Origin of the sequence: Streptomyces sp. ADI96-02, assembly GCF_003846185.1 — a bacterium.
Classification (GTDB): domain Bacteria; phylum Actinomycetota; class Actinomycetes; order Streptomycetales; family Streptomycetaceae; genus Streptomyces.
Genome location: NZ_ML123034.1, coordinates 564,387 through 583,613, shown reverse-complemented (window position 1 = coordinate 583,613; position 19,227 = coordinate 564,387). Strand labels below are relative to the sequence as shown.

The 19,227-nt window shown below is 73.3% G+C and carries 18 protein-coding genes; 11 read left to right on the top strand and 7 right to left on the bottom strand.

The genetic code is table 11. The features are described from left to right. Positions 1–99: 99 nt before the first annotated feature. The 4 genes from EES43_RS02585 to EES43_RS02565 all read left to right on the top strand — a co-directional run bounded on the left by EES43_RS02585 (position 100) and on the right by EES43_RS02565 (position 7,244). The gene (locus EES43_RS02585; RefSeq protein ID WP_124267148.1) at positions 100–714 is read left to right on the top strand and encodes an AAA family ATPase; all 615 of its coding nucleotides are present in this window, start codon (positions 100–102) and stop codon (positions 712–714) included. A 697-nt stretch (positions 715–1,411) separates the two neighbouring features. Further along, positions 1,412–3,112, top strand: a complete 1,701-nt coding sequence (locus tag EES43_RS02575; protein ID WP_124267147.1) for a S8 family serine peptidase — start codon at positions 1,412–1,414, stop codon at positions 3,110–3,112. A gap of 188 nt (positions 3,113–3,300) precedes the next feature. Continuing rightward, on the top strand, positions 3,301–6,279 hold the full coding sequence (locus tag EES43_RS02570) for a LuxR family transcriptional regulator (RefSeq protein WP_241192315.1): 2,979 nt from the start codon (positions 3,301–3,303) through the stop codon (positions 6,277–6,279). 134 nt (positions 6,280–6,413) lie between these two features. Further along, on the top strand, positions 6,414–7,244 hold the full coding sequence (locus tag EES43_RS02565; RefSeq protein ID WP_124267145.1) for a glycoside hydrolase domain-containing protein: 831 nt from the start codon (positions 6,414–6,416) through the stop codon (positions 7,242–7,244). A 295-nt stretch (positions 7,245–7,539) separates the two neighbouring features. Here EES43_RS02565 and EES43_RS02560 read toward each other — a convergent pair whose 3' ends face one another. The 3 genes from EES43_RS02560 to EES43_RS02550 all read right to left on the bottom strand — a co-directional run bounded on the left by EES43_RS02560 (position 7,540) and on the right by EES43_RS02550 (position 10,362). After that, the gene (locus EES43_RS02560) at positions 7,540–8,358 is read right to left on the bottom strand and encodes a DUF1963 domain-containing protein (RefSeq protein WP_124267144.1); all 819 of its coding nucleotides are present in this window, start codon (positions 8,356–8,358) and stop codon (positions 7,540–7,542) included. 217 nt (positions 8,359–8,575) lie between these two features. Then, a complete protein-coding gene (locus tag EES43_RS02555; RefSeq protein ID WP_124267143.1) occupies positions 8,576–9,448 on the bottom strand; it encodes an undecaprenyl-diphosphate phosphatase in 873 nt (290 codons plus the stop codon). 191 nt (positions 9,449–9,639) lie between these two features. Continuing rightward, positions 9,640–10,362: a TVP38/TMEM64 family protein gene (locus tag EES43_RS02550; RefSeq protein ID WP_124267142.1), complete on the bottom strand. Its 723-nt coding sequence runs from the start codon at positions 10,360–10,362 to the stop codon at positions 9,640–9,642. Between the two features lie 183 nt (positions 10,363–10,545). On the opposite strand from EES43_RS02550, the gene EES43_RS02545 reads away from it, so the two are divergent. Next, positions 10,546–11,391, top strand: a complete 846-nt coding sequence (locus EES43_RS02545; RefSeq protein ID WP_124267141.1) for a spermidine synthase — start codon at positions 10,546–10,548, stop codon at positions 11,389–11,391. A gap of 27 nt (positions 11,392–11,418) precedes the next feature. Here the strand turns inward: EES43_RS02545 and EES43_RS02540 are convergent, their stop codons facing one another. Further along, positions 11,419–12,504, bottom strand: coding sequence for a hypothetical protein (locus EES43_RS02540; RefSeq protein ID WP_124267140.1), 1,086 nt, complete (start codon positions 12,502–12,504; stop codon positions 11,419–11,421). A gap of 120 nt (positions 12,505–12,624) precedes the next feature. On the opposite strand from EES43_RS02540, the gene EES43_RS02535 reads away from it, so the two are divergent. Together EES43_RS02535 and EES43_RS02530 are read left to right on the top strand one after the other, a co-directional pair. After that, complete coding sequence (locus EES43_RS02535; RefSeq protein ID WP_124271757.1) at positions 12,625–13,062, top strand: DUF4442 domain-containing protein; 438 nt, start codon at positions 12,625–12,627, stop codon at positions 13,060–13,062. A 137-nt stretch (positions 13,063–13,199) separates the two neighbouring features. Beyond that, positions 13,200–13,847 carry a DedA family protein gene (locus EES43_RS02530; protein ID WP_124267139.1) on the top strand — a complete coding sequence of 216 codons (648 nt, stop codon included), beginning with the start codon at positions 13,200–13,202 and terminating at the stop codon, positions 13,845–13,847. Positions 13,848–13,893: 46 nt separating this feature from the next. On the opposite strand, the gene EES43_RS02525 is transcribed toward EES43_RS02530, so the two are convergent. Continuing rightward, positions 13,894–14,424 (bottom strand): gamma carbonic anhydrase family protein, encoded by a 531-nt coding sequence (locus EES43_RS02525; protein WP_124267138.1) that lies wholly within the window; start codon positions 14,422–14,424, stop codon positions 13,894–13,896. Between the two features lie 138 nt (positions 14,425–14,562). Here EES43_RS02525 and EES43_RS02520 point away from each other — a divergent pair, with 138 nt between their 5' ends. Continuing rightward, positions 14,563–15,312 (top strand): acyltransferase, encoded by a 750-nt coding sequence (locus EES43_RS02520; RefSeq protein ID WP_124267137.1) that lies wholly within the window; start codon positions 14,563–14,565, stop codon positions 15,310–15,312. Between the two features lie 134 nt (positions 15,313–15,446). On the opposite strand, the gene EES43_RS02515 is transcribed toward EES43_RS02520, so the two are convergent. Then, entirely contained in the window at positions 15,447–16,205 is a 759-nt protein-coding gene (locus EES43_RS02515) for an AAC(3) family N-acetyltransferase (RefSeq protein ID WP_124271756.1), read from the bottom strand. A gap of 141 nt (positions 16,206–16,346) precedes the next feature. Continuing rightward, the gene (locus EES43_RS02510) at positions 16,347–16,763 is read right to left on the bottom strand and encodes a CoA-binding protein (RefSeq protein WP_124267136.1); all 417 of its coding nucleotides are present in this window, start codon (positions 16,761–16,763) and stop codon (positions 16,347–16,349) included. Between the two features lie 64 nt (positions 16,764–16,827). On the opposite strand from EES43_RS02510, the gene EES43_RS02505 reads away from it, so the two are divergent. From EES43_RS02505 to EES43_RS31105, 3 genes are all read left to right on the top strand, one after another. Next, the gene (locus EES43_RS02505; RefSeq protein WP_124267135.1) at positions 16,828–17,454 is read left to right on the top strand and encodes a YigZ family protein; all 627 of its coding nucleotides are present in this window, start codon (positions 16,828–16,830) and stop codon (positions 17,452–17,454) included. A 173-nt stretch (positions 17,455–17,627) separates the two neighbouring features. Beyond that, positions 17,628–18,797, top strand: a complete 1,170-nt coding sequence (locus EES43_RS02500) for an exonuclease SbcCD subunit D (RefSeq protein WP_124267134.1) — start codon at positions 17,628–17,630, stop codon at positions 18,795–18,797. After that, the coding region (locus EES43_RS31105) for an AAA family ATPase (RefSeq protein WP_241192314.1) at positions 18,794–19,227 on the top strand (434 nt) is incomplete at its 3' end. The genes EES43_RS02500 and EES43_RS31105, both read left to right, overlap by 4 nt.

The window sequence follows — 19,227 nt, the reverse complement described above, 5'->3', positions numbered from 1 at the left end:
CCGCCTCGGATCCCGGCGAGCCCATAGGATCGCGAGGCGCGGAACGGTACGGCGGGGCGCGGCGGACGGGCCCCGGACACGGTGGAACGGAGTGGCGCGATGGCCTGGTCGGAGGTAGCGGTGGACATCGAACCGGCCGCAGGAGCCGTGCTGTTGAGCGGCATCCCGGGCAGCGGCAAGAGCACGGTGGCCGCCGCACTCGCCGCCCGGTTCGCCGCCTCGGCCCACATCGAGGTGGACGCCCTGCAGGACCTCATCGTCAGCGGTGGCCGCCGGCCCGCGCCCGAGCGGGACGAGGAGGCGGACCGGCAGATCTTCCTCAGAGCGCGCAACGCCGCCCTGCTGGCGGACAGTTTCGTCACCGCGGGATTCCTCCCGGTGCTCGACGACGTGGTCGTGCGCCGCGCCCACATCGACTTCTACCGCAGGCGAATCGCCGTCGGCCCGCTGCACTTCGTCGTGCTCGCCCCCGGGGCGGCCAAGGCGTGGGAGCGCAACCTCGCCCGCGACAAGAGGCTGACGACGGACTGGTCCTTCCTGGACACGGCCATGCGCACCGAACTGGCCGGCGAGGGGTCCTGGATCGACAACGCGGAGCTGACGGTGGAGGAGACGGTGGAGGCGGTCCTGGCCGCGACAGGCCTCGTCACACCGAACAGCCCGGTGCCGAACGGCATCGGCCCCGGTGCCGGGCCCGATGCCGACCGGTCCTGATCCCGGACTGATCCGGCCGCGCATTCTCCGTTGCCCGTCCCTCGCCGCACGGTGAGGCCATCCATCCGCGCTCCTCACTGACGCGCCGCCGGACCAGGCCCCCGGCACCGTCCGCCCCGGGCGAGGCGGACCAATCGATCAGCCCCGGCGATCACTTGCCGCGTGCCGGGCCGCCGCCCCCGCGTGCCCCGCCCCCGCACGAAGCCGGACCCCGCCCATACCTGCCACGGCCGGTCGCCCCGCCGGCGGCCCCCCGGGGGCGGTTCGCGCCGAGGGCGGCCGAGGGGGCCGGGTGCGGGGGGACAAGGGTTTTCCCCGTATCGCGTTCATCTCGCGTTTCCCTACTGTCTGCGGCACCGGCGGAACCCACCCCCACATCGCCCAGCTCATGCGCGTGTTCACAGCGGTTCCGCAGGTGGCGGCCCTTGACCAGGGGCCGTCGCGTGGGCGGCACACGGGCGTGCCCGAACCCGGGGCACGCAGCATCGCCGACCCCTGACCCCACGGCGATCGCCGCGTCGTCCGCCCTCGCTCCGCACCGTAGTCGAGAGGTATCACCGTGAACGGTTCCAGACGGAGACTCATATCCGCCGTGGCCGCCAGCACCATGATCATTGGTGCCGCCGCCACGTCCGCCGTGGCCAAGGAGTCCGCCTCGGCGACCCCCACGCCGAAGCCCGCCCCCGCTTCGCAGGCCATGACCGAGCTGCCGGCCGCGCCCGTCGAGAAGGTCATCGTCACCTACAAGTCCTCGGCAGCCGAGGCCGGTTCGAACACCGCGGCCAAGGGCGACACGGCCGCCAAGGCCGAGAAGACCGGCGAGAGCCTGTCCTTCGAGCGCCGCCTCGCCGGCGGCGGCGCCCTGGTGGACCTGGGGGGCAAGGCGAGCAAGAGCGACGTCGACGAGGTCATGGCCGCCTTCCGCGCCGACCCGTCGGTCGCCTCCGTCGAGCCCGACATCCGCGCCTACGCGATGGCGGTCACCCCGAACGACACGCTCTACAACCAGCAGTGGGACCTGTTCGAGACCACCGGCGGGATGAACGTCCCCGGAGCCTGGGACAAGACCACCGGCAGCGGAGTCAACGTCGCGGTCATCGACACCGGCTACGCGGCCCACTCGGACCTCGCCGGCAACATCGTCTCCGGCTACGACTTCGTCTCCGAGACCTCGTACGCCCGGGACGGCAACGGCCGCGACGCCGACCCGAAGGACGAGGGCGACTGGAACGCCACCGCCAACGAGTGCTACGCCGGCTCCCAGGCGAGCACGTCGTCCTGGCACGGCACGCACGTCGCGGGCACGATCGCGGCGACGACCGGCAACGGCAAGGGCGTCGCGGGCATCGCGTACAACGCCAAGATCCAGCCCGTGCGGGTGCTCGGCAAGTGCGGCGGCTCCTCGGCGGACATCGCCGACGCCATCACCTGGGCCTCGGGCGGTTCGGTCCCGGGCGTCCCGGCCAACCCGACCCCGTCCAAGGTCATCAACCTGAGCCTGGGCGGAGGCAGTTCCACCTGCCCGAGCGTCTATCAGACCGCCATCAACGGCGCGGTGTCGCGCGGCTCCACCGTCGTCGTCGCGGCGGGCAACAGCAACGCCAACGCGTCGGCCTTCACGCCGGCCAACTGTGCCAACGTCATCAACGTGGCCTCGACGAACCGCGAGGGCGGCCGTTCCTGGTACTCGAACTTCGGCAGCAACATCGACGTCGCCGCCCCGGGCGGCGAGACCCGCCGCGGCACCGACACGCCGGGCACCATCACCACCCCGCAGAACGGCATCTACTCCACGCTGAACTCGGGCACGACCACCCAGGCGTCGGAGAACTACACCCCGTACCAGGGCACGTCGATGGCCGCACCGCACATCGCCGGCCTCGCCGCACTCCTGGAGTCGGCCAAGCCGTCCCTGACCCCGGCCGACATCGAGTCCGCGATCAGGACCAACAGCCGCCCGCTGCCCGGAACCTGCACCGGCGGCTGCGGCACGGGCATCGCCGACGCGGCCAAGACCGTGAACGCCGTGACCGGCGGTGGCACCGCCCCGAGCGGCGCCACCTTCTCCACCGCGACCGATGTGACGATCCAGGACAACGCGACCGTCTCCTCGTCCGTCACCGTCACCGGCCGCACCGGAAACGCCCCGTCGAACCTCAAGGTCGACGTGGACGTCAAGCACTCCTACCGCGGTGACCTCGTCATCGACCTGATCGCCCCGGACGGCACCGCGTACCGGCTGAAGAACTCCAGCAGCGGCGACTCGGCCGCCGACGTCCTGGCCTCGTACACGGTCAACGCGTCGAGCGAGACCGCCAACGGTGTCTGGAAGCTCCAGGTGCGCGATGTCGCCGCAAGTGACTCCGGCTACATCGACTCCTGGGGTCTGACCTTCTGACCTGCCGTCAGAGCCCGTATCAACGCTGGTCAGGGGCGCGTCCGCGACGTATCGCCGCGGACGGGCCCCGCCCGTTGAGCGCTGACGGCCGTCCGCATGTCGGACACCGCACCCGATTCCCGGTGGCCGACTTCGTATCCTCTGCTCGGCGGGCACCGGGCCCGCGCATGCCAGAGGGTGGTGGGTACGTGAAGTTCTCGGATGGCCGCCCCGCGCCCGTCGGCCGGGAAGGCGACCTGGCACGGCTCGAACACGTGCTGCACGCCCGAGGACGGGCCCTGCTCACCGGGCCCGCGGGCGTCGGCAAGACCGAGCTCGCCCTCTCCGCCGCCGCGCGCGTTCAAGCGCGCGGCGAGGCCGTGTTCTGGCTCGCGACCCACCCCACCGACCGCGACATCCCATGCGCCGCGGCGGCCTCGCTCATCGCCTCCGTATCCACCGGCACGGCGTCGGGATCCACCGGCACCGCCCCGGCGGAGCCTGTCTCCGCCCCCGACCCGGCAGGCGAGCGGACGACACCGGGCACCCCCGCACCGGGCACCCCCGCACCGGGCACCGCCGCTCCGGCCGGCCCGAACGATCTGCTCGACCGGCTGCCCGCACCGCAGCGGACCGCCGTCGCCATGCTGTGCCGGGAGGCCCCCGTGCCGGAGGGCGGCTGGGACCCGATCGCCCTCCGGCTGGCCCTGGCGCAGATCCTGCGCGCCCTCGCGGCACGCGGCCCCGTACTGCTCGTCGTCGACGGGGTGCAGCACATCGACCCCGAGAGCGCCGACCTGCTGCGCTTCGCGCTCCGCCTGGCACCCGCCGACCTGCGCGTCATCGCCGTCGAGACCCCGCAGGCGTACGGGTTCGACGCCGGCCGCCCGGACGCGCTCCCGCCCGGCACGGCGGCCCCCGAGCCGCTGTGGGTTCCCTCGGAGGCGGACGTCCTCGTCGTGCCGCCGCTGCACGCCGACGAGATAGCCGAACTCCTCATCCACCACCGCCTGCCCTCGCGGATGGCGGGCCGTATCCACAAGGCCAGCGGCGGCAACCCCCGGCTGGCGCTCGCCGTGGGCCGGTCGCTGGCCGACGCGCGGACCCCCGTGCACCACGCGGAGGCGCTCACGCTGTCCGGGCGGGCCCGGGACCTCGCCCGGCACCTCCTCGGCGTCACCTCGCCCGGCGTCCGCGCCACGCTCCTGCTCGCCGCCCTGGCGCTGCGCCCGACCGCGCCGCTGATCAGGCGGGCCGGACGGCCCACGGCGGAGGCGGATCTCGCCGCGGCCGAGCGCGCCGGACTGGTCACCCTCAACGCGGACGGGACCGTCGCCTTCACGGCCGGGCTGCTGCCCGCGACGCTGGTGCACGACGCCTGCTGGAGCGAGCGCAGCGCCGGTCACACCGCCCTCGCCCGGATCGTGGACGACCCGGTGGAGGCGGTGAGACACCGGGCCTTGGCCACGGACGTCCCCGACGAGGGCCTCGCCTCGGAGGTCGCCGAGGCCGTCGAGACGGCCCGGCGCCGGGGCAACAGCGTGCTCGCCGCGGAACTGGCCCTGCTCGCCGCGGAGTCCACGCCCGGCGGCAACGTCGCCCAGCGCCTGGGCCGGCTGGTGGAGGCCGCCGAGGAGGCCGCGCGGTGCGCCCGCGCCGATCTCGCCATGCGAGCCGCCGCCGACCTGCTGGCCCGCGACGCGTCCCCGGCCGACCGGGTCCGCGCCCGGCTCGCCGTGCTGGACACCGCCGGGCAGGGCCTCACCGGCCTCGACGAGATCTACGTGCACGCCATGGAGGACTCCGAGGGCGACACGGCGCTGCGGGCCGCCGTCCAACTCCGGCTGGCGGTCAAGCACGTACTCGCCGACGGCGACCCCGTACGCTCCCGGACGGCCGCCGTCGAGTCGGCGGCGCTCGCCGGATCGGTCGGCGACCGCGAGACGCTCGCACGGGCGCTCACCGTGCAGTCCCGGATGGACCGGGTGCTCGGTTCGCCCGACGCGGAACAGGTCCTCGCCGCCGCACGGGCCCTCGAAATGGACGAGCGACCGCTCGGCATCCACAACAGCGCCCAGATACTGACCATCCGCCACGCCATGTTCGACGACCGGCTGACCGAGGCGCGCGACCGGCTCCAGGCCCTGCTCCCGCTCGTCGAGCGGCGCGGCCCGGTCGAGGACGCCATCGAGCTGTTCCTCACCCTCGCGGAGGTCGAGGCGCGCCGCGGACAGTGCGCTGCCGCCCGCGCGCACGGCGCCCGCTCGCTCGCCCTGACGCTGGAGGCCGGGCTGTCACCGGGACCCGCCTGGTACGCGTTGGCACTCGCCGAGACCGCCGGCGGCAGCTTCGCGCGGGCCGCCCGGTACGCGCGACGCAGCGCCCAGGCGTCCGAGGAGGAGGGCGACCACGTCTTCCTCACCCGCGGCCTGTACGCGCTCGGCCGGGTCCAACTCGTCACGGGCGACGTGGGACACGCCCTGGAGACGCTGCGCCGCGTGCAGGCGGGCGAGCGCGCCCAGTCCGCGGTCGACCCCTCCATGCTCCGCTGGCACGAGGAACTGGCCGAGGCCCTGCTGGTCAACGACGCCCCCGAGGAGGCCGCGGCGCTGATCGAAGACGTCCGCGAGGTCGCCGAGCGACTCGGGCGTACGACGGTGCTGCTCGGCTGCGACCGCGTGCACGCGCTGTACCTCGCGTCCGGCGGCCTGTTCGAGGAGGCGGCGGAGCTGCTGACGCGGACGGCCGAGCACTACGCAGCGGCGGGGCTCCCCCTGGAGCACGGCCGGGCGCTGATCGCACTGGCCCGGGTGGAACGCCGCCGCCGCAGACGCTCGGCCGCCCAGAACGCCCTGCAGACCGCCGCCGCCCTCTTCGAACAGGCCGGGGCCGCGCCGTGGCTGGGGCTGGCCACCGAGACGCCCACCGAGCCCACCGGCCCGCGGGGCGGCGCGCTCTCCTCCCTCACCGAGGCGGAACAGCGCCTCGCCCTGATGGTCGGACAGGGAGCCAGCAACCAGGAGGCGGCGGCGAAGCTGTACCTGAGCGTCAAGACCGTCGAGGCCCGTCTGACCCGGATCTACCAGAAGCTGGACGTCCGCTCGCGCGCCCAACTGGCCACCGCCGTCAGCGCCTGGCCCACACCGCGGCCCGCCCCGACCGTGCCGTTCACCCGGCGGGCCTGCTGAACGGCGGCGGAGCCGCGCCGGGCGGCGGTCGGCCGGCAGGACCGGGGTCCAGGCTGCTCGCTGTGCCGGTGCCGTCTCTGCATATGATCAGTGAGCTCCGGACTGCCGGAGTGTGAGTGCATAAGGGGCGGGGAATGCCGAAGCACCGTTTGTCCAAAAAAAGCCGCTACATCGCCCTGGCGGCGACTGGCGTGGTCGTCGTGGCAGGCGCCGGGATCGCCGCGCAGACCTCGATGGCGGCCTCGGCCTGGCCGGCACAGAAGACCTTCACCGGCCGGGCGTTCGACGCGTGCACGGCGCCCTCGCTCCCCGCGATGAGCGCGTGGAAGAAGGACGGCTATTACAGCGGTGTCGCCGTCTACGTCGGTGGCAAGAACCGCGGCTGCGCCCAGCCCAACCTGACCAGGTCCTGGGCGAAGTCGGTCAACACGCTCGGCTGGCGGGTCATTCCGCTCTACGTCGGCGCTCAGCCGCCCTGCCAGAAGAGCGGGAACAAGGAGCGGTTCACCGCGGCCACCGCCACCTCGGTCGGGGTGAGCAACGCCAAGGACGCCATCGCCAAGGCATCGGCGCTCGGCATGAAGCCCGGCAGCCCCGTCTACCTCAACATGGAGTCGTACGACATCGCCGACAAGGCATGCAACGACGCCACCCTGACCTACGTGCGAGCCTTCACCAAGACCCTGCGCGCCAAGACCTACCGCGGCGGCCTCTACGGCTTCAGCAGTTCCAGCGCCAAGGCGATCGCCACCGCCAAGGACCGGACCGACCTGCCGGGCAACCTCTGGTACGCCCTGTGGAACGGCCAGGAGACCACGACCAAGGACTGGCCCTGGGACCCGAAGCTGTACACCGGCCACAGCCGCGGCCACCAGTACAAGGCCAACAGCAAAGAGACCCGTGGCGGCTACACCATCAACGTGGACCGCAACGCCTGGGACGCCCCGGTCGCCATCATCGGCTGACCCACGGCGTACGGAACTTCAGCGTGCGAGGGAGTGCGCGGGCATCGCCGGTGACGCCGCGCATCCCCATCCAGGACCTGGAGATCCGTCATCCTGGGGCGATGGCGCTGCCGGTCCTGAGCTCCGCTCCTCGGTCACAGAGGTGAGGCCGGCACTGGCCGGCCGTGCGCCTACGGACCTCCGGCCGAGCGGCACCGGGCGCGCCGGAGGTCCGTCGGGACGGCAGAAGCTGCTGCTCGGCTGAAGTGGGGCCGCGCTCCGCGTAACACTTTTGACTGACCGGCGGGTCTTGGCGTCAGCACTGGTAGTCGTAGTAGACGTCGTCGAAGCGGTGTTGCTTCAGGTGTTCGGGTCGGATGAACCAGTAGGTGTGGACGTCGTCGTTCGCGTCGTAGATGGTGGCGAGCATGATCATGACCTCCTCGCCGGGTTGCGGGCCGTGGGGGCCGCGCAAGTCTCCACGTGGGGCGTTCTCCACGGACGGGCCCTGGACCGGATCCGGGTGGCCGCCGATCTGAGTGTTGAAACCTTCGGCTTCCCACTCGTCGAATGCCCCGGCCAGCCTGCGTTTGCGGTCCTCCGGGAGCAGCGGGTACTCGGCTTCGGTGATGTCCCAGCACACGCGTGACGCGAAGATCCCGGCCAGGCGCAGAGGTCCGGGAACGCCGAAGCCGCCGAGGTCGCCCTGCGGGGCGGAGCGGCGTGCGGTCTCGGTCGAGCCGGGAAGGTACACCACCTTGCACCCGGCCCCCCGGTCCGTACTGTGGCCGCTGATGAAGTAGCTGTCCTCGTGGTTCGCGCAGTCGGCGAACGACCAGCGGAAGAAGAGCAGGGTGCCGTCCTCGGGCAGGTCGAAGTCGAGTACTCCCCGGGGCAGTGCCGCGAGGTCGATGGTGGCCAGATGGGACATCGGCCCGTATCCCTCCCGTTCGGGCCAGGGCATGTCCGCGGGCAGGGACGGCTCGCTGTGGACATGCCCGACGACGGGCCCGTCGCCCTCCCTGGGGGTGAGGGCGAAGGCGGGCCGGGTCCTGGACCGCCAGTGCTCGCCCATCTCCGGTCCCAGGACGTCCATGACAGGCTGGTGCAGGTTCTTCTCCAGGTCGTTCGTCATGTCCAGCACCCTCGCAGACCGCACTGACACCGACCTCCCTTGCCCAGCCACCTCGAACGCCCCGTAAATCCCCTCAAACAGGCCAGACGCGTAACACAACGCCCTTAGGCGCGGTGCTTTCGCTACGCCTGCCGGGTCAGGAATGCTCGCGCCATGTGGACGCTGAGGAAACGGTGACGTCCCATCAAAGGTGTGGTCCGCCGGGCGGCGGCCCCGCTCAGCCGGCGGACTCCCCGGCGTGCGGGCTCAGCGTGTCCGTGCCGACCAGGACGAAGATGGCGATGCCGAGGAGCACCCGGTAGACGACGAACGGCATGAAGCTCTTCGTCGTGATGAACTTCATGAACCATGAGATGACGGCGTATCCGACGGCGAACGCCACCACCGTCGCGAAGATCGTCGGCCCCCACGACACATGCCCCTCGCCGGCGTCCTTCAACTCGTACGCGCCCGAGGCCAGCACGGCGGGGATCGCCAGCAGGAACGAGTAGCGGGCCGCCGCCTCGCGGGTGTAGCCCATCAGCAGACCGCCGCTGATCGTCGCGCCGGACCGGGAGACGCCCGGGATCAGGGCCATCGCCTGGCAGAAGCCGAAGATCAGGCCGTCCCGGACGCCCAGCTCCCTCAGCGTCTTGCGCTCCCTCACCGCGCGGTGCTTGCCGCCCGTCTCGTCGCGCGCCGCCAGGCGGTCGGCCACGCCGAGGACGATGCCCATGACGATGAGCGTCGTCGCGATCAGCCGCAGGTCGCGGAACGGGCCCTCGATCTGGTCCTTGAGCGTGATGCCGAGCACGCCGATCGGGATCGAGCCGACGATGACCAGCCAGCCCATCTGGGCGTCGTGGTCACGGCGCATCGAGCGGTCCGTCAGCGACCGGAACCAGGCCGACACGATGCGCGCGATGTCCTTGCGGAAGTAGATGAGCACCGCCGCCTCGGTCCCGATCTGGGTGATGGCCGTGAAGGCCGCTCCCGGGTCGTGCCACCCGGCGAACGCGGCGGTCAGCCGCAGATGGGCGCTGGAGGAGATCGGCAGGAACTCGGTCAGTCCCTGAACGAGTCCCAGGACGAATGATTCGAACCAGCTCATGGGGCTCAGGCCATCCCGAAGGTGTTCGTGCATCGGCCACGGACGACCTGCCCGTCGGCTGTGTGCGGATTGCGGTCGAGGAAAATCACGGGGACGTCACGCGGGAGACGGACGTCCGGGAGTTCCTTCGTCGGTCGCGCGCAGCGTATCGCCTGCAAGTGAACGCCGGGCGGCCCGCCCCCGGCACCCTCTCAGCCCTCCGGCGTATCCCGGCCCAGCCGGTGGCGCTTGCGCCACGCGACGAGCACCCCGCCGAGCCCCGACACCACGATGAACCCCATCGCCGCCAGGAACACCGGCGAGGTCGGCGAGGCCGCCTCGCTGCCCGCGATCACGTACGCCGCCGTGTTCGGGATCGAGCCGAGCCCGGTGGCCAGAAGGAACGGCGGGTAGCCCATGCGGGAGGTCGCGGCACAGTAGTTGGCGGCGGCGAACGGCACGCCGGGGAAGAGCCGGAGCGCCAGCACGGACCGGAAGCCGTGCCGGCTCAGCAGCCCGTCGGCGGCCGTCAGCACTCTGCCGCGCAGCAGGGTGCGCAGCGCGTCCTGCCCCAGCACCCGGCCGAGCATGAACGAGACGCCCGCGCCCAGCACCGTGCCCGCCAGTGCCGCCGCCAGACCCGTCTGGGCCCCGAACAGCGCGCCCGCGGCTATGTTCAGCAGCGGACGCGGAACGAACGCCACGGTCAACACCCCGTACGCGAGCCCGAAGACCATGGCGCCGCCGCCGCCGGTCAGCTCGGGCGGCCACCCCGACGCCAGCAGCCGCTGTGGTTCGAACAGCAGGATCGTCGACGCGGCGGCCAGCAGGACCACGACGAGCAGGGAGAAGCGGGACCACGGCGAGAGCAGCGCCTTCGACAGACGCGGGGCCGGAGCACCGGTGGGCCGGGCGGCGGGGACGGGGTCGAACATTCGGGGAGAGTAACCGAAATCGCTGTGTGATCGCCGTAACGGCCCGGGAACGGCCGACCGCTCCGGCCCCGGGACGTCCCGCTGGAGACGGCTTCGCGATCCGCGAGGGCGGCCGTACCGCCGGCGCGGGCACCGTCACCGCCCTGCTCCGACGGTCCGCGGCGCACCCCTCACAATGGACGGGTGAACGAGCAGATACCCGTCATCCGCGAGGTCGACCGCGGCACCGCCCGGCTGCTGCCGGACGTGGACCGCGACCGCGCCTGGCTGCTCACCGTGGACGGCGCGCCGCAGTCCTACGTCGACCTGGACGATCCGGCGCACCTCGAATTCGAGTACGTGCGACGGATCGGACACGTCGTGGACCGCGCCGCGGACCCGGGCGTTCCGCTCGACGTCCTGCACCTGGGCGGCGGAGCCCTGACGCTGCCGCGCTACGTGGCGCTGACGCGCCCCGGCTCCCGGCAGAGCGTGGTGGAGGCCGACCGGGGCCTGCTGGAACTGGTCCGCGACCACCTGCCGCTCGCGGACGGGAGCGGGATCAGCGTGTACGCGGACGACGCCCGCACCCGGCTGGAGGCGGCCGGCCCCGGGTCCGTCGACCTCCTGATCGGCGACGTCTTCGGCGGTTCGCGGATCCCGGCCCACCTCACCTCCGTCGAGTACGCGCGGGCCGCCGCACGGGCGCTGCGCGCCGAGGGGATCTACGCGGCCAATCTGGCGGACGGTGCGCCCTTCGGCTTCCTCCGCTCCCAACTGGCCACCTTCGCTGCCGTCTTCGCGGAGCTGGCGCTGATCGGGGAACCGGCGGTGCTGCGCGGCCGGCGCTTCGGCAACGTCGTCCTGCTCGCCTCGCACGCACCGATCGACGTGGCTCCGCTCACCCGGCTCTGCGCCGCCGACGCCTTCCCGGCCCGGGTCACGCACGGGGAGGCGCTGGCCCGGTTCACCGGCCGGGCCCGGCCGGTGCGGGACGCGGACGCCGTCGCCTCGCCGCCGCCTCCGGACGGGGCGTTCCGCCTCGGCTGAGGCGGGCGCGTCCGGGCGGAGGGCGGGTCAGCCGTTCGGCTGATCCGCCAGGCGTACGGTGCTCAGGATCTGCCGCACGGTGGAGTCGGGGAGTTCGTCGTCCACGCCCGCGGCGGCGTACAGGGCCCAGGTCGAGAACTCGCCCTTGGCGTTCTTGAAGGAGAAGGCGACCGCCTTCCCGTCCGTGTCGCACTTGCCCTTCTTGCTCAGGCCGGAAGCCTTCGCCGTCGCCATGCTGCCGGACAGGCCGGACTTCGTGGTGAACGGCTGGGCCCGGCCGACTTTGACCTTGCCCCTGGGCTCGGTCTGGGCGTAGGCGGCCCACGCCCAGGCGTCGGCCTCCTTGGCCGCAGCCTCGGCGGTGCTCCTCGCGCCCTGGGCGCCCTTCGTGCCGACGCCTGCCAGTTCGGTCTCCTCGTCGCGGCCGTCCTTGTCGGAGTCGTCGACGCACCACTTGCTCTTGTAGTAGGCGGGGGAGGAGAAGCCGGCGACCGGCGGGCCGTCCGGGTTCTTGGCGTCCTCGAAGCCCGCGATGACGCCCGCGCCGGAGACCTCCCAGTCGCCGGGGACGTCGAACCGCGTGCCCCACTTGGGGTTGGTGACGACCTTCCAGCCCGGTACCAGGGGCTCGGGGTCTCCCGCGGGGTCGCGCGGGTTGCCGGCCGGAGCGGACGCGCCGGGCGGCGGGCCGTCGGCGGACGCGCCGGGCGGGACGGACTTCCCGTCGTCCGCGGCGGCCGAGCCGCCCCCGTCGTCCTTCTTGTTCATGACGACGACGCCGGTGACGACGGCGGCCACGACGACCGCGGTCGCCGCGAGGACGGCGACGACGGCCGTCTTCTTCCTGTCGTCGGGCTTCGGCCCGCCGGGCGGCCCGGGGACCGCGTACTGCGGGGCGGTCGGCTGCTGGTAGGGGTGGGGCTGCGGGTGGCCGGGCGGGTACCCGGGTGCTCCGTGCTGCCCCGGCTGCCCGTGCTGCCCCGGCTGTCCGGACTGCTGGTACCCCGGTTGCTGATAGGGGTTCGGCTGCTGGTATCCCGGCTGGTGGTACGGATTGCTGTTCGGGTCCTGCTGGTTCTGCTCGCCCCCGGGCGGCTGCTGTCCTGGCCACATGGCCAGTAACCATAGATGGATGGCGTGTGCACGGCTATGCCCGCCCCCGCCCCGGCGGCCGGACGGGATGGCCAAACGGCGCTACCCGTGAGTAACCTTCGGTGCATGAGCGCTGAACAGATGACCGTCGGCGAGATGCTCGTCGCCACGGTCCCGATGGCCCGGACCCTCAACCTCGCCTTCCTGGAGACGACCGCCGAGCGGGCCGTCGTCCGGCTGCCCGATCAGGCCGAGTACCACAACCACGTCGGCGGCCCGCACGCCGGAGCGATGTTCACGCTCGCCGAGTCCGCCAGCGGCGCGATCGTCATCGCCGCCTTCGGCGACCAGCTGACGCGCGCCGTGCCGCTCGCCGTGAAGGCGGAGATCGGCTACCGCAAGCTCGCCATGGGCGAAGTCACCGCCACCGCCACGCTCGGCCGGCCCGTCGCCGACGTCGTCGCCGAACTCGACGCCGGGCAGCGGCCGGAGTTCCCGGTCGCCGTCGAGATCCGGCGCGCCGACGGCGCGGTCACCGGCGAGATGACCGTCGTGTGGACCCTGCGCCCCAACAACTGAGACCACCGGCGTACGGCCCCGTGGCCGCCGCGCCCCCGACGGGGAGCGGCGGCCACGGCGCGTGTGCGGCGGTAGGATTCCCGCCTGCGCCGCGCGGACCCCCGCGGCCCGACGGATCCGCTGGAGAGGCGACGGCGTTGCACATCCAGGAGTGGCTGGAAACTGTTCCCGCGATCAGTGTGTACCTCCTGGTGGGGGCGGTCATCGGCCTGGAGAGCGTCGGCATCCCGCTGCCGGGTGAGATCATCCTCGTCAGCTCGGCGCTGCTGGCCTCGCAGCACGGCGAGATCGATCCGCTGGTCCTCGGCGCGTGCGCGTCGGCGGGGGCGATCGTCGGCGACTCGATCGGCTACGCCATCGGACGCAAGGGCGGACGCCCGCTGCTCGCCCGGCTCGGCCGGCGGTTCCCCAGGCACTTCGGCGAGGCCCAGATCGCCCTGGCGGAGCGCTCGTTCGAGAAGTGGGGCATGTGGGCGGTGTTCTTCGGCCGTTTCGTCGCCCTGCTGCGGATCTTCGCCGGACCGCTGGCCGGGGTGCTGCGGATGCCGTACTGGAAGTTCCTCACCGCCAACGTGCTCGGTGGCATCGTGTGGGCGGGCGGCACGACCGCCGTCGTCTACTCGGTGGGCATCGTCGCCGAGGCCTGGCTCAAGCGCTTCTCGTGGCTGGGCCTGGTGGTCGCCGTGCTGTTCGGCGTCGCGTCGATGCTCGTCCTGCGGAACCGGGCGAGGAAGGCGGCGGCCCGGCCCTCCGCCGCGGCCGAACCGGTACCGGCGGCGGACTGACCGCGCCGGTACGGCGGACGCGGACGCACCCGCCCGCGCCGGGGGCTCAGCCCTCGTGGGCCAGGCGGTGGGCCCTGGCCAGCTCGACGTATCCGGCGGCGTTGAACCGGATGCCCTCCAGCTCCTCCTTGGTCAGGGGCCGCTTGACCTTGGCGGGCACCCCGGCGACCAGCGATCCCGGCGGGACCCGCATCCCCTGCGGGACCAGAGCCTGGGCGGCCACCAGCGAACCGGCTCCGATGTGCGCCCCGTTGAGCACGGTGGCGCCCATCCCGACCAGGACGTCGTCCTCGATCACGCAGCCGTGCAGCACCGCGTTGTGGCCCACCGACACGCGCGCGCCCACCGTCAGCTCGAAGCCCGGGTCGGTGTGCAGGCTGCAGTTGTCCTGGACATTGCTGTCCGGGCCGAGCGCGATCGGCCCGCAGTCGGCGCGCAGGACCGCCTGGTACCAGACGCTGGAGCCGGCGGCCAGCGTCACGTCGCCGATCACCACGGAGCTCGGTGCGACGAACGCGTCCGCGTCCACGGCGGGCCGCCTGCCGCCCATCCCCATGATCAACGCCTGCTCCGTCATGGCCTGCTCCTTCGTGCTCCCGTGCGGTGCCCTCGCGGCCCCCACACGGTAGGCGACGCCTCGCGCGCACCGAGCGGTGGGGCGAACATCACAGGTCACCGGGCGATCGGCGCACGCCGTGCCGACTACCGTGAGCGCGTGCCGAAGAACCGAAACATGTTCTCCCTCCTCGCCCGCCACCACCGCCGCGTCGTCTCCCGCGCGGTCCACCGGGGCTGGGCGTGGGCGCGGGAGGCCGGCGCGGTCACCGCGGAGCACCCCGGGCGGCTGAGGTTTCGGGCCATCGGGACGGGAACGCGGCTCGCCTTCCCGCAGGGCACCGTGTTCGGCGAGCCGTGGATCGTGCTCGGCGCGCACTGCGTCATCGGCGAGCAGGTCACGCTGACGGCCGGGATGATGCCCGACCTGGACCTGGGACCCGATCCCATCCTCACCCTGGGCGACGGCGTGGTGCTGGGGCGCGGCAGCCACGTCATAGCGGATACGACGGTGGCGATCGGCCCGGACACGTACTGCGGTCCGTACGTCTACATCACGTCGACGAACCACAGCTACGACGACCCGCACGAGCCGGTGGGCAAGCAGTGGCCGCGCATGGAGCCGGTGGAGATAGGCCCCGGCTGCTGGATCGGCACCGGAGCCGTGATACTGCCGGGTGCGCGGCTGGGCCGCAACGTGGTGGTCGCGGCCGGTGCGGTCGTCCGCGGCGAGGTGCCCGACCACGCGGTGGTCGCGGGCGCTCCGGCCAGGGTCGTACGGAGCTGGGACCCGCAGGAGGGGTGGCAGCCGCCCCTGCGCACCCCGGCCCCCGTGCCCATCCCGGAGGGCGTCACTCCGCAGCAGTTGCTGGCCCTCGCCGAACTCGACCGGCCGGCGGACGCCCCGTAGAAGACGTCCTGACGGCGGAAGGGCGTCCCGACGGCAGCCGGCGTCCCGTCCGCAGAAGGCGTCCCGTCCGCTGCGGGCGTCCCGCCGCTCCCCGCGCGCCCGCCGGAACTTCGCCTTCGCCGCCCTCGCGCCGCTCAACCCTCCGACCCACGGGCCTTCCCGAGCCAGACCGCGGCGAAGTCGACCGCCGCCCGCAGCCGGACGAGCCGGCACCGCGCCCTCCCCAGCCGTGCGGACCGTACGTCGTCCGCGCCCGCGGCGCTCTCGAACTCCGCGCCCAGGGCGGCGAAGTCGCCGTCGTCCAGCGCGACGTCCTCGTACTCCCACCACCGGCGCGCGCCCTCGCAGGCCACCACGCAGCGGTAGCGGCGGCGCGGCGGGTCGGGCCTGCGGTACTCGCCCAGGTGGAAGGCGGTACAGGTGTCGAAGCCCGTGCCCAGCAGCAGGATCCGGGCGTCGGCCTCGTACAGCCGGGCGAGCGGCGAGTCCTCGCCGAGATGGCAGTCGGCCCGGTGTCCGGCCAGCAGCTCCGCCGCGGCCGGTCCCAGCCCGGCGAACGACGTCTGCGGGTGGTCGCTGCGCACGGCCCCCGCAGACGTCCGCACCCGTTCGGCCAGCACCCCGGCCGTCGGCGCGGCCGTGAGCGCCGGGTCGAACGGCGGCATGGTCGCGCGCACCGCCGCGCGCTCCCCGGCGCCCAGACCCCGGACGCGTTCGCGGTAGTGCGGCGAGGTGTCCGAGTTCTCCGGGGTGAAGGCGGGCACCACGAGGGTCCCCCGCGGCCCGAGCGCCCCGCGCAGAGCGCACAGCACCGCGCCGACGCCTCCCCGCACCGGCCCCAGCGACCGCAGCGAGGCGTGCACCAGCAGCGCGTCGCCGCGGCGGACGCCCATCGAGCCCAGCGCGGCGGCGAGCCGTCCGCCGTCGAGAGGATCGCTCACGGCCCGGATCCTTCCCGCGCCGCGCCCCCGCTCACACCCGCGCCCCCGCTCACACCCGCGCCCCCGCTCACACCCGCGCGGACGGGCGGCGGCTCAGGTCCGGCCGCCCAGAGCGGGAATCTCGATCGCGGGACACCGGTCCATCACCATGTCCAGACCCGCCGCGCGCGTGCGCTCGTACGCCCGCGGGTCGATCACACCGAGCTGGAACCACACCGCCTTCGCGCCCACCGCCACCGCCTCGTCCGCGACCGCGCCCGCCAGCTCGCTGTTGACGAAGACGTCCACCACGTCGACCGGGAACGGGATCTGCGCCAGCGAGGCGTACCCGCGCTCCCCGTGGACCGTCTCCGCCTTCGGGTGCACCGGCACGATCCGCTTGCCGAAGCGCTGAAGGACCTCCGCCACCCCGTAGGCCGCCCGGGAGCGGTTGCCGGACAGCCCCACCACCGCCCAGGTGTCGCCCGCGTCCTGAAGAATCCGCCGGATCGTCTCCGCCTCTGTGTTCATGCCCGCACAACGGCCGGCCCCGGCCCGCCATTCCCACGAGGACGTCAGCCCTTAGGGTGAACGGATGCAGGAGCAGTACCGGACCGTAGCCCGCGCGGGTGCGCACGAGAGCGAGATCAACCGATCGCGCTTCCTGTGCTCCCTCGCCCCCGCCGCCACCGAACAGGAGGCGCAGGACTTCGTCGCGCGCGTCCGCAGGGAGCACCCGGCCGCCAGTCACAACTGCTTCGCGTACGTGATCGGCGCCGACGCCTCCGTACAGAAGGCCAGTGACGACGGGGAGCCCGGCGGCACCGCGGGCGTGCCGATGCTCCAGATGCTCATGCGCCGCGAGGTGCGCTACGTCGCGGCGGTCGTCACCCGGTACTACGGCGGCGTCAAACTCGGCGCCGGCGGACTGATCCGCGCGTACGGGGGAGTGGTCGGCGAAGCCCTCGACGCGCTCGGCACCCGCACCCGGCAGCGCTTCCGGCTCGCCACGGTCCGCGTCGACCACCAGCGGGCGGGCAAGCTGGAGAACGACCTGCGGGCCACCGGCCGGGACGTGCGCGAGGTGCGGTACGCCGAGGCCGTGACGATCGAGATCGGGCTGCCGGACGCCGACGTGGACGCGTTCACCGCGTGGCTCGCCGACGCGACCGCCGGGACCGCCGTGCTGGAACTCGGCGGCGAGGCGTACGGCGACGTGTGAGCGGCCGGGCCGTGGCCGCTGTCCCCGATGCGGTGAATTCATGATCGATGCCGGATCGGCGGCCCCGCGGCGTTAGCGTGGGTCCGAGTCGACAGCGAGATCACGGGCCGGGCGGGACGGCCCCAGGGGTGGAGGACGACGCGTATGCAGGCCGTGACCGGCGGAGCGATGGCGTGAGGATGCTGCACACCTCGGACTGGCACCTGGGCCGGTCCTTCCACCGGGTGCCCCTGCTCGACGCCCAGGCCGCCTTCCTGGACCACCTGGTGGCGACCGTCCACGAGCGCGGGGCCGAGGTCGTCCTCGTCTCCGGCGACGTCTACGACCGCGCCGTGCCGCCCCTCGCCGCCGTCGAACTCTTCGACCGGGCCCTGCACCGGCTCGCCGCCGCCGGCGTCCCCACCGTGATGATCTCCGGCAACCACGACTCGGCCCGCCGGCTCGGCGTCGGCGCGGGACTCTTCGAACGCGCCGGCATCCACCTCAGGACCGACCCCGAGGGCTGCGCCACCCCCGTGGTGCTCGCCGACGAGCACGGCGACGTCGCCCTCTACGGCCTGCCCTACCTCGAACCGGCCCTCGTCAAGGACGCCCTCCGCGCCCCGAAGGCCGGTCACGAGAGCGTCCTGACCGCCGCCATGGACCGGGTCCGCGCCGACCTCGCCACCCGTCCCCCCGGCACCCGCTCCGTCGTCCTCGCCCACGCCTTCGTGGCGGGCGGCGAGCCCAGCGACAGCGAACGGGACATCACGGTGGGCGGGGTCGCGGCCGTCCCGGCCGGCGTCTTCGACGGCGTCGACTACGTGGCCCTCGGCCATCTGCACGGCTCCCAGCGCGTCACCGAACGCGTCCGCTACTCCGGCTCCCCGCTCGCCTACTCCTTCTCCGAGGCGGACCACCGCAAGACCATGTGGCTGATCGACCTCGACGGCAGCGGACGCGTCAGCGCCGGGGAACGTGTCGACTGCCCCGTCGAACGCCCGCTCGCCCGGCTGAGGGGACGTCTCGACGGCCTCCTGGCGGACCCGTCCCTGGACCGCCACGAGAACGCCTGGGTGGAGGCGACCCTCACCGACCCGGTCCGCCCCGCCGATCCCATGGCCCGCCTGGCCGCGCGCTTCCCGCACACCCTCAGCCTGGTCTTCGACCCGGAGCGCCCGCCCGAGGACCCGCTCGCCTCCTACGCCCAGCGCCTCCGGGGCCGCGACGACCACCAGATCGCCGACGACTTCGTGGCCCACGTGCGCGGCGGCAGCGGCCCCAGCGAGCGGGAACGCGCCGTGCTGCGCGGCGCGTTCGACGACGTACGGGTGGACGAGAGCGTGCGCGAGGTGTCCCGTTGAGACTGCACCGCCTCACCCTCACGGCCTTCGGCCCGTTCGGCGCCACCCAGGAGGTCGACTTCGACGCGCTCTCCTCGGCCGGGCTGTTCCTGCTCCACGGACCGACCGGCGCCGGGAAGACATCCGTCCTGGACGCCGTCTGCTACGCGCTGTACGGGGCCGTCCCCGGCGCACGGCAGAGCCCCGGCGGCTCGCTGCGCAGCGACCACGCGCCCGCCGGAACGCCGACCGAGGTGCAACTGGAGCTGACCGTCGGCGGCCGTCGCCTCGAAGTCACCCGCAGCCCCGCCCAGCCCCGCCCGAAGAAGAAGGGCGACGGCTTCACCACCGAGAAGGCCCAGAGCCGGCTGCGTGCCCACGACCCCGAACGCGGCTGGCAGTCCCTCAGCAAGTCGCACCAGGAGATCGGCGAGGAGCTGACCGGCCTCCT

What these genes read in the sequence shown, in the direction of transcription:
- EES43_RS02540 (WP_124267140.1), bottom strand. Translation starts at nt 12,504, where the DNA reads ATGTGGCCAGGACAGCAGCCGCCCGGGGGCGAGCAGAACCAGCAGGAC.
- EES43_RS02505 (WP_124267135.1), top strand. Translation starts at nt 16,828, where the DNA reads ATGCAGGAGCAGTACCGGACCGTAGCCCGCGCGGGTGCGCACGAGAGC.
- EES43_RS02565 (WP_124267145.1), top strand. Translation starts at nt 6,414, where the DNA reads ATGCCGAAGCACCGTTTGTCCAAAAAAAGCCGCTACATCGCCCTGGCG.
- EES43_RS02525 (WP_124267138.1), bottom strand. Translation starts at nt 14,424, where the DNA reads ATGACGGAGCAGGCGTTGATCATGGGGATGGGCGGCAGGCGGCCCGCC.
- EES43_RS02585 (WP_124267148.1), top strand. Translation starts at nt 100, where the DNA reads ATGGCCTGGTCGGAGGTAGCGGTGGACATCGAACCGGCCGCAGGAGCC.
- EES43_RS02535 (WP_124271757.1), top strand. Translation starts at nt 12,625, where the DNA reads ATGACCGTCGGCGAGATGCTCGTCGCCACGGTCCCGATGGCCCGGACC.
- EES43_RS02550 (WP_124267142.1), bottom strand. Translation starts at nt 10,362, where the DNA reads ATGTTCGACCCCGTCCCCGCCGCCCGGCCCACCGGTGCTCCGGCCCCG.
- EES43_RS02560 (WP_124267144.1), bottom strand. Translation starts at nt 8,358, where the DNA reads ATGACGAACGACCTGGAGAAGAACCTGCACCAGCCTGTCATGGACGTC.
- EES43_RS02510 (WP_124267136.1), bottom strand. Translation starts at nt 16,763, where the DNA reads ATGAACACAGAGGCGGAGACGATCCGGCGGATTCTTCAGGACGCGGGC.
- EES43_RS02515 (WP_124271756.1), bottom strand. Translation starts at nt 16,205, where the DNA reads ATGGGCGTCCGCCGCGGCGACGCGCTGCTGGTGCACGCCTCGCTGCGG.
- EES43_RS02555 (WP_124267143.1), bottom strand. Translation starts at nt 9,448, where the DNA reads ATGAGCTGGTTCGAATCATTCGTCCTGGGACTCGTTCAGGGACTGACC.
- EES43_RS02575 (WP_124267147.1), top strand. Translation starts at nt 1,412, where the DNA reads ATGACCGAGCTGCCGGCCGCGCCCGTCGAGAAGGTCATCGTCACCTAC.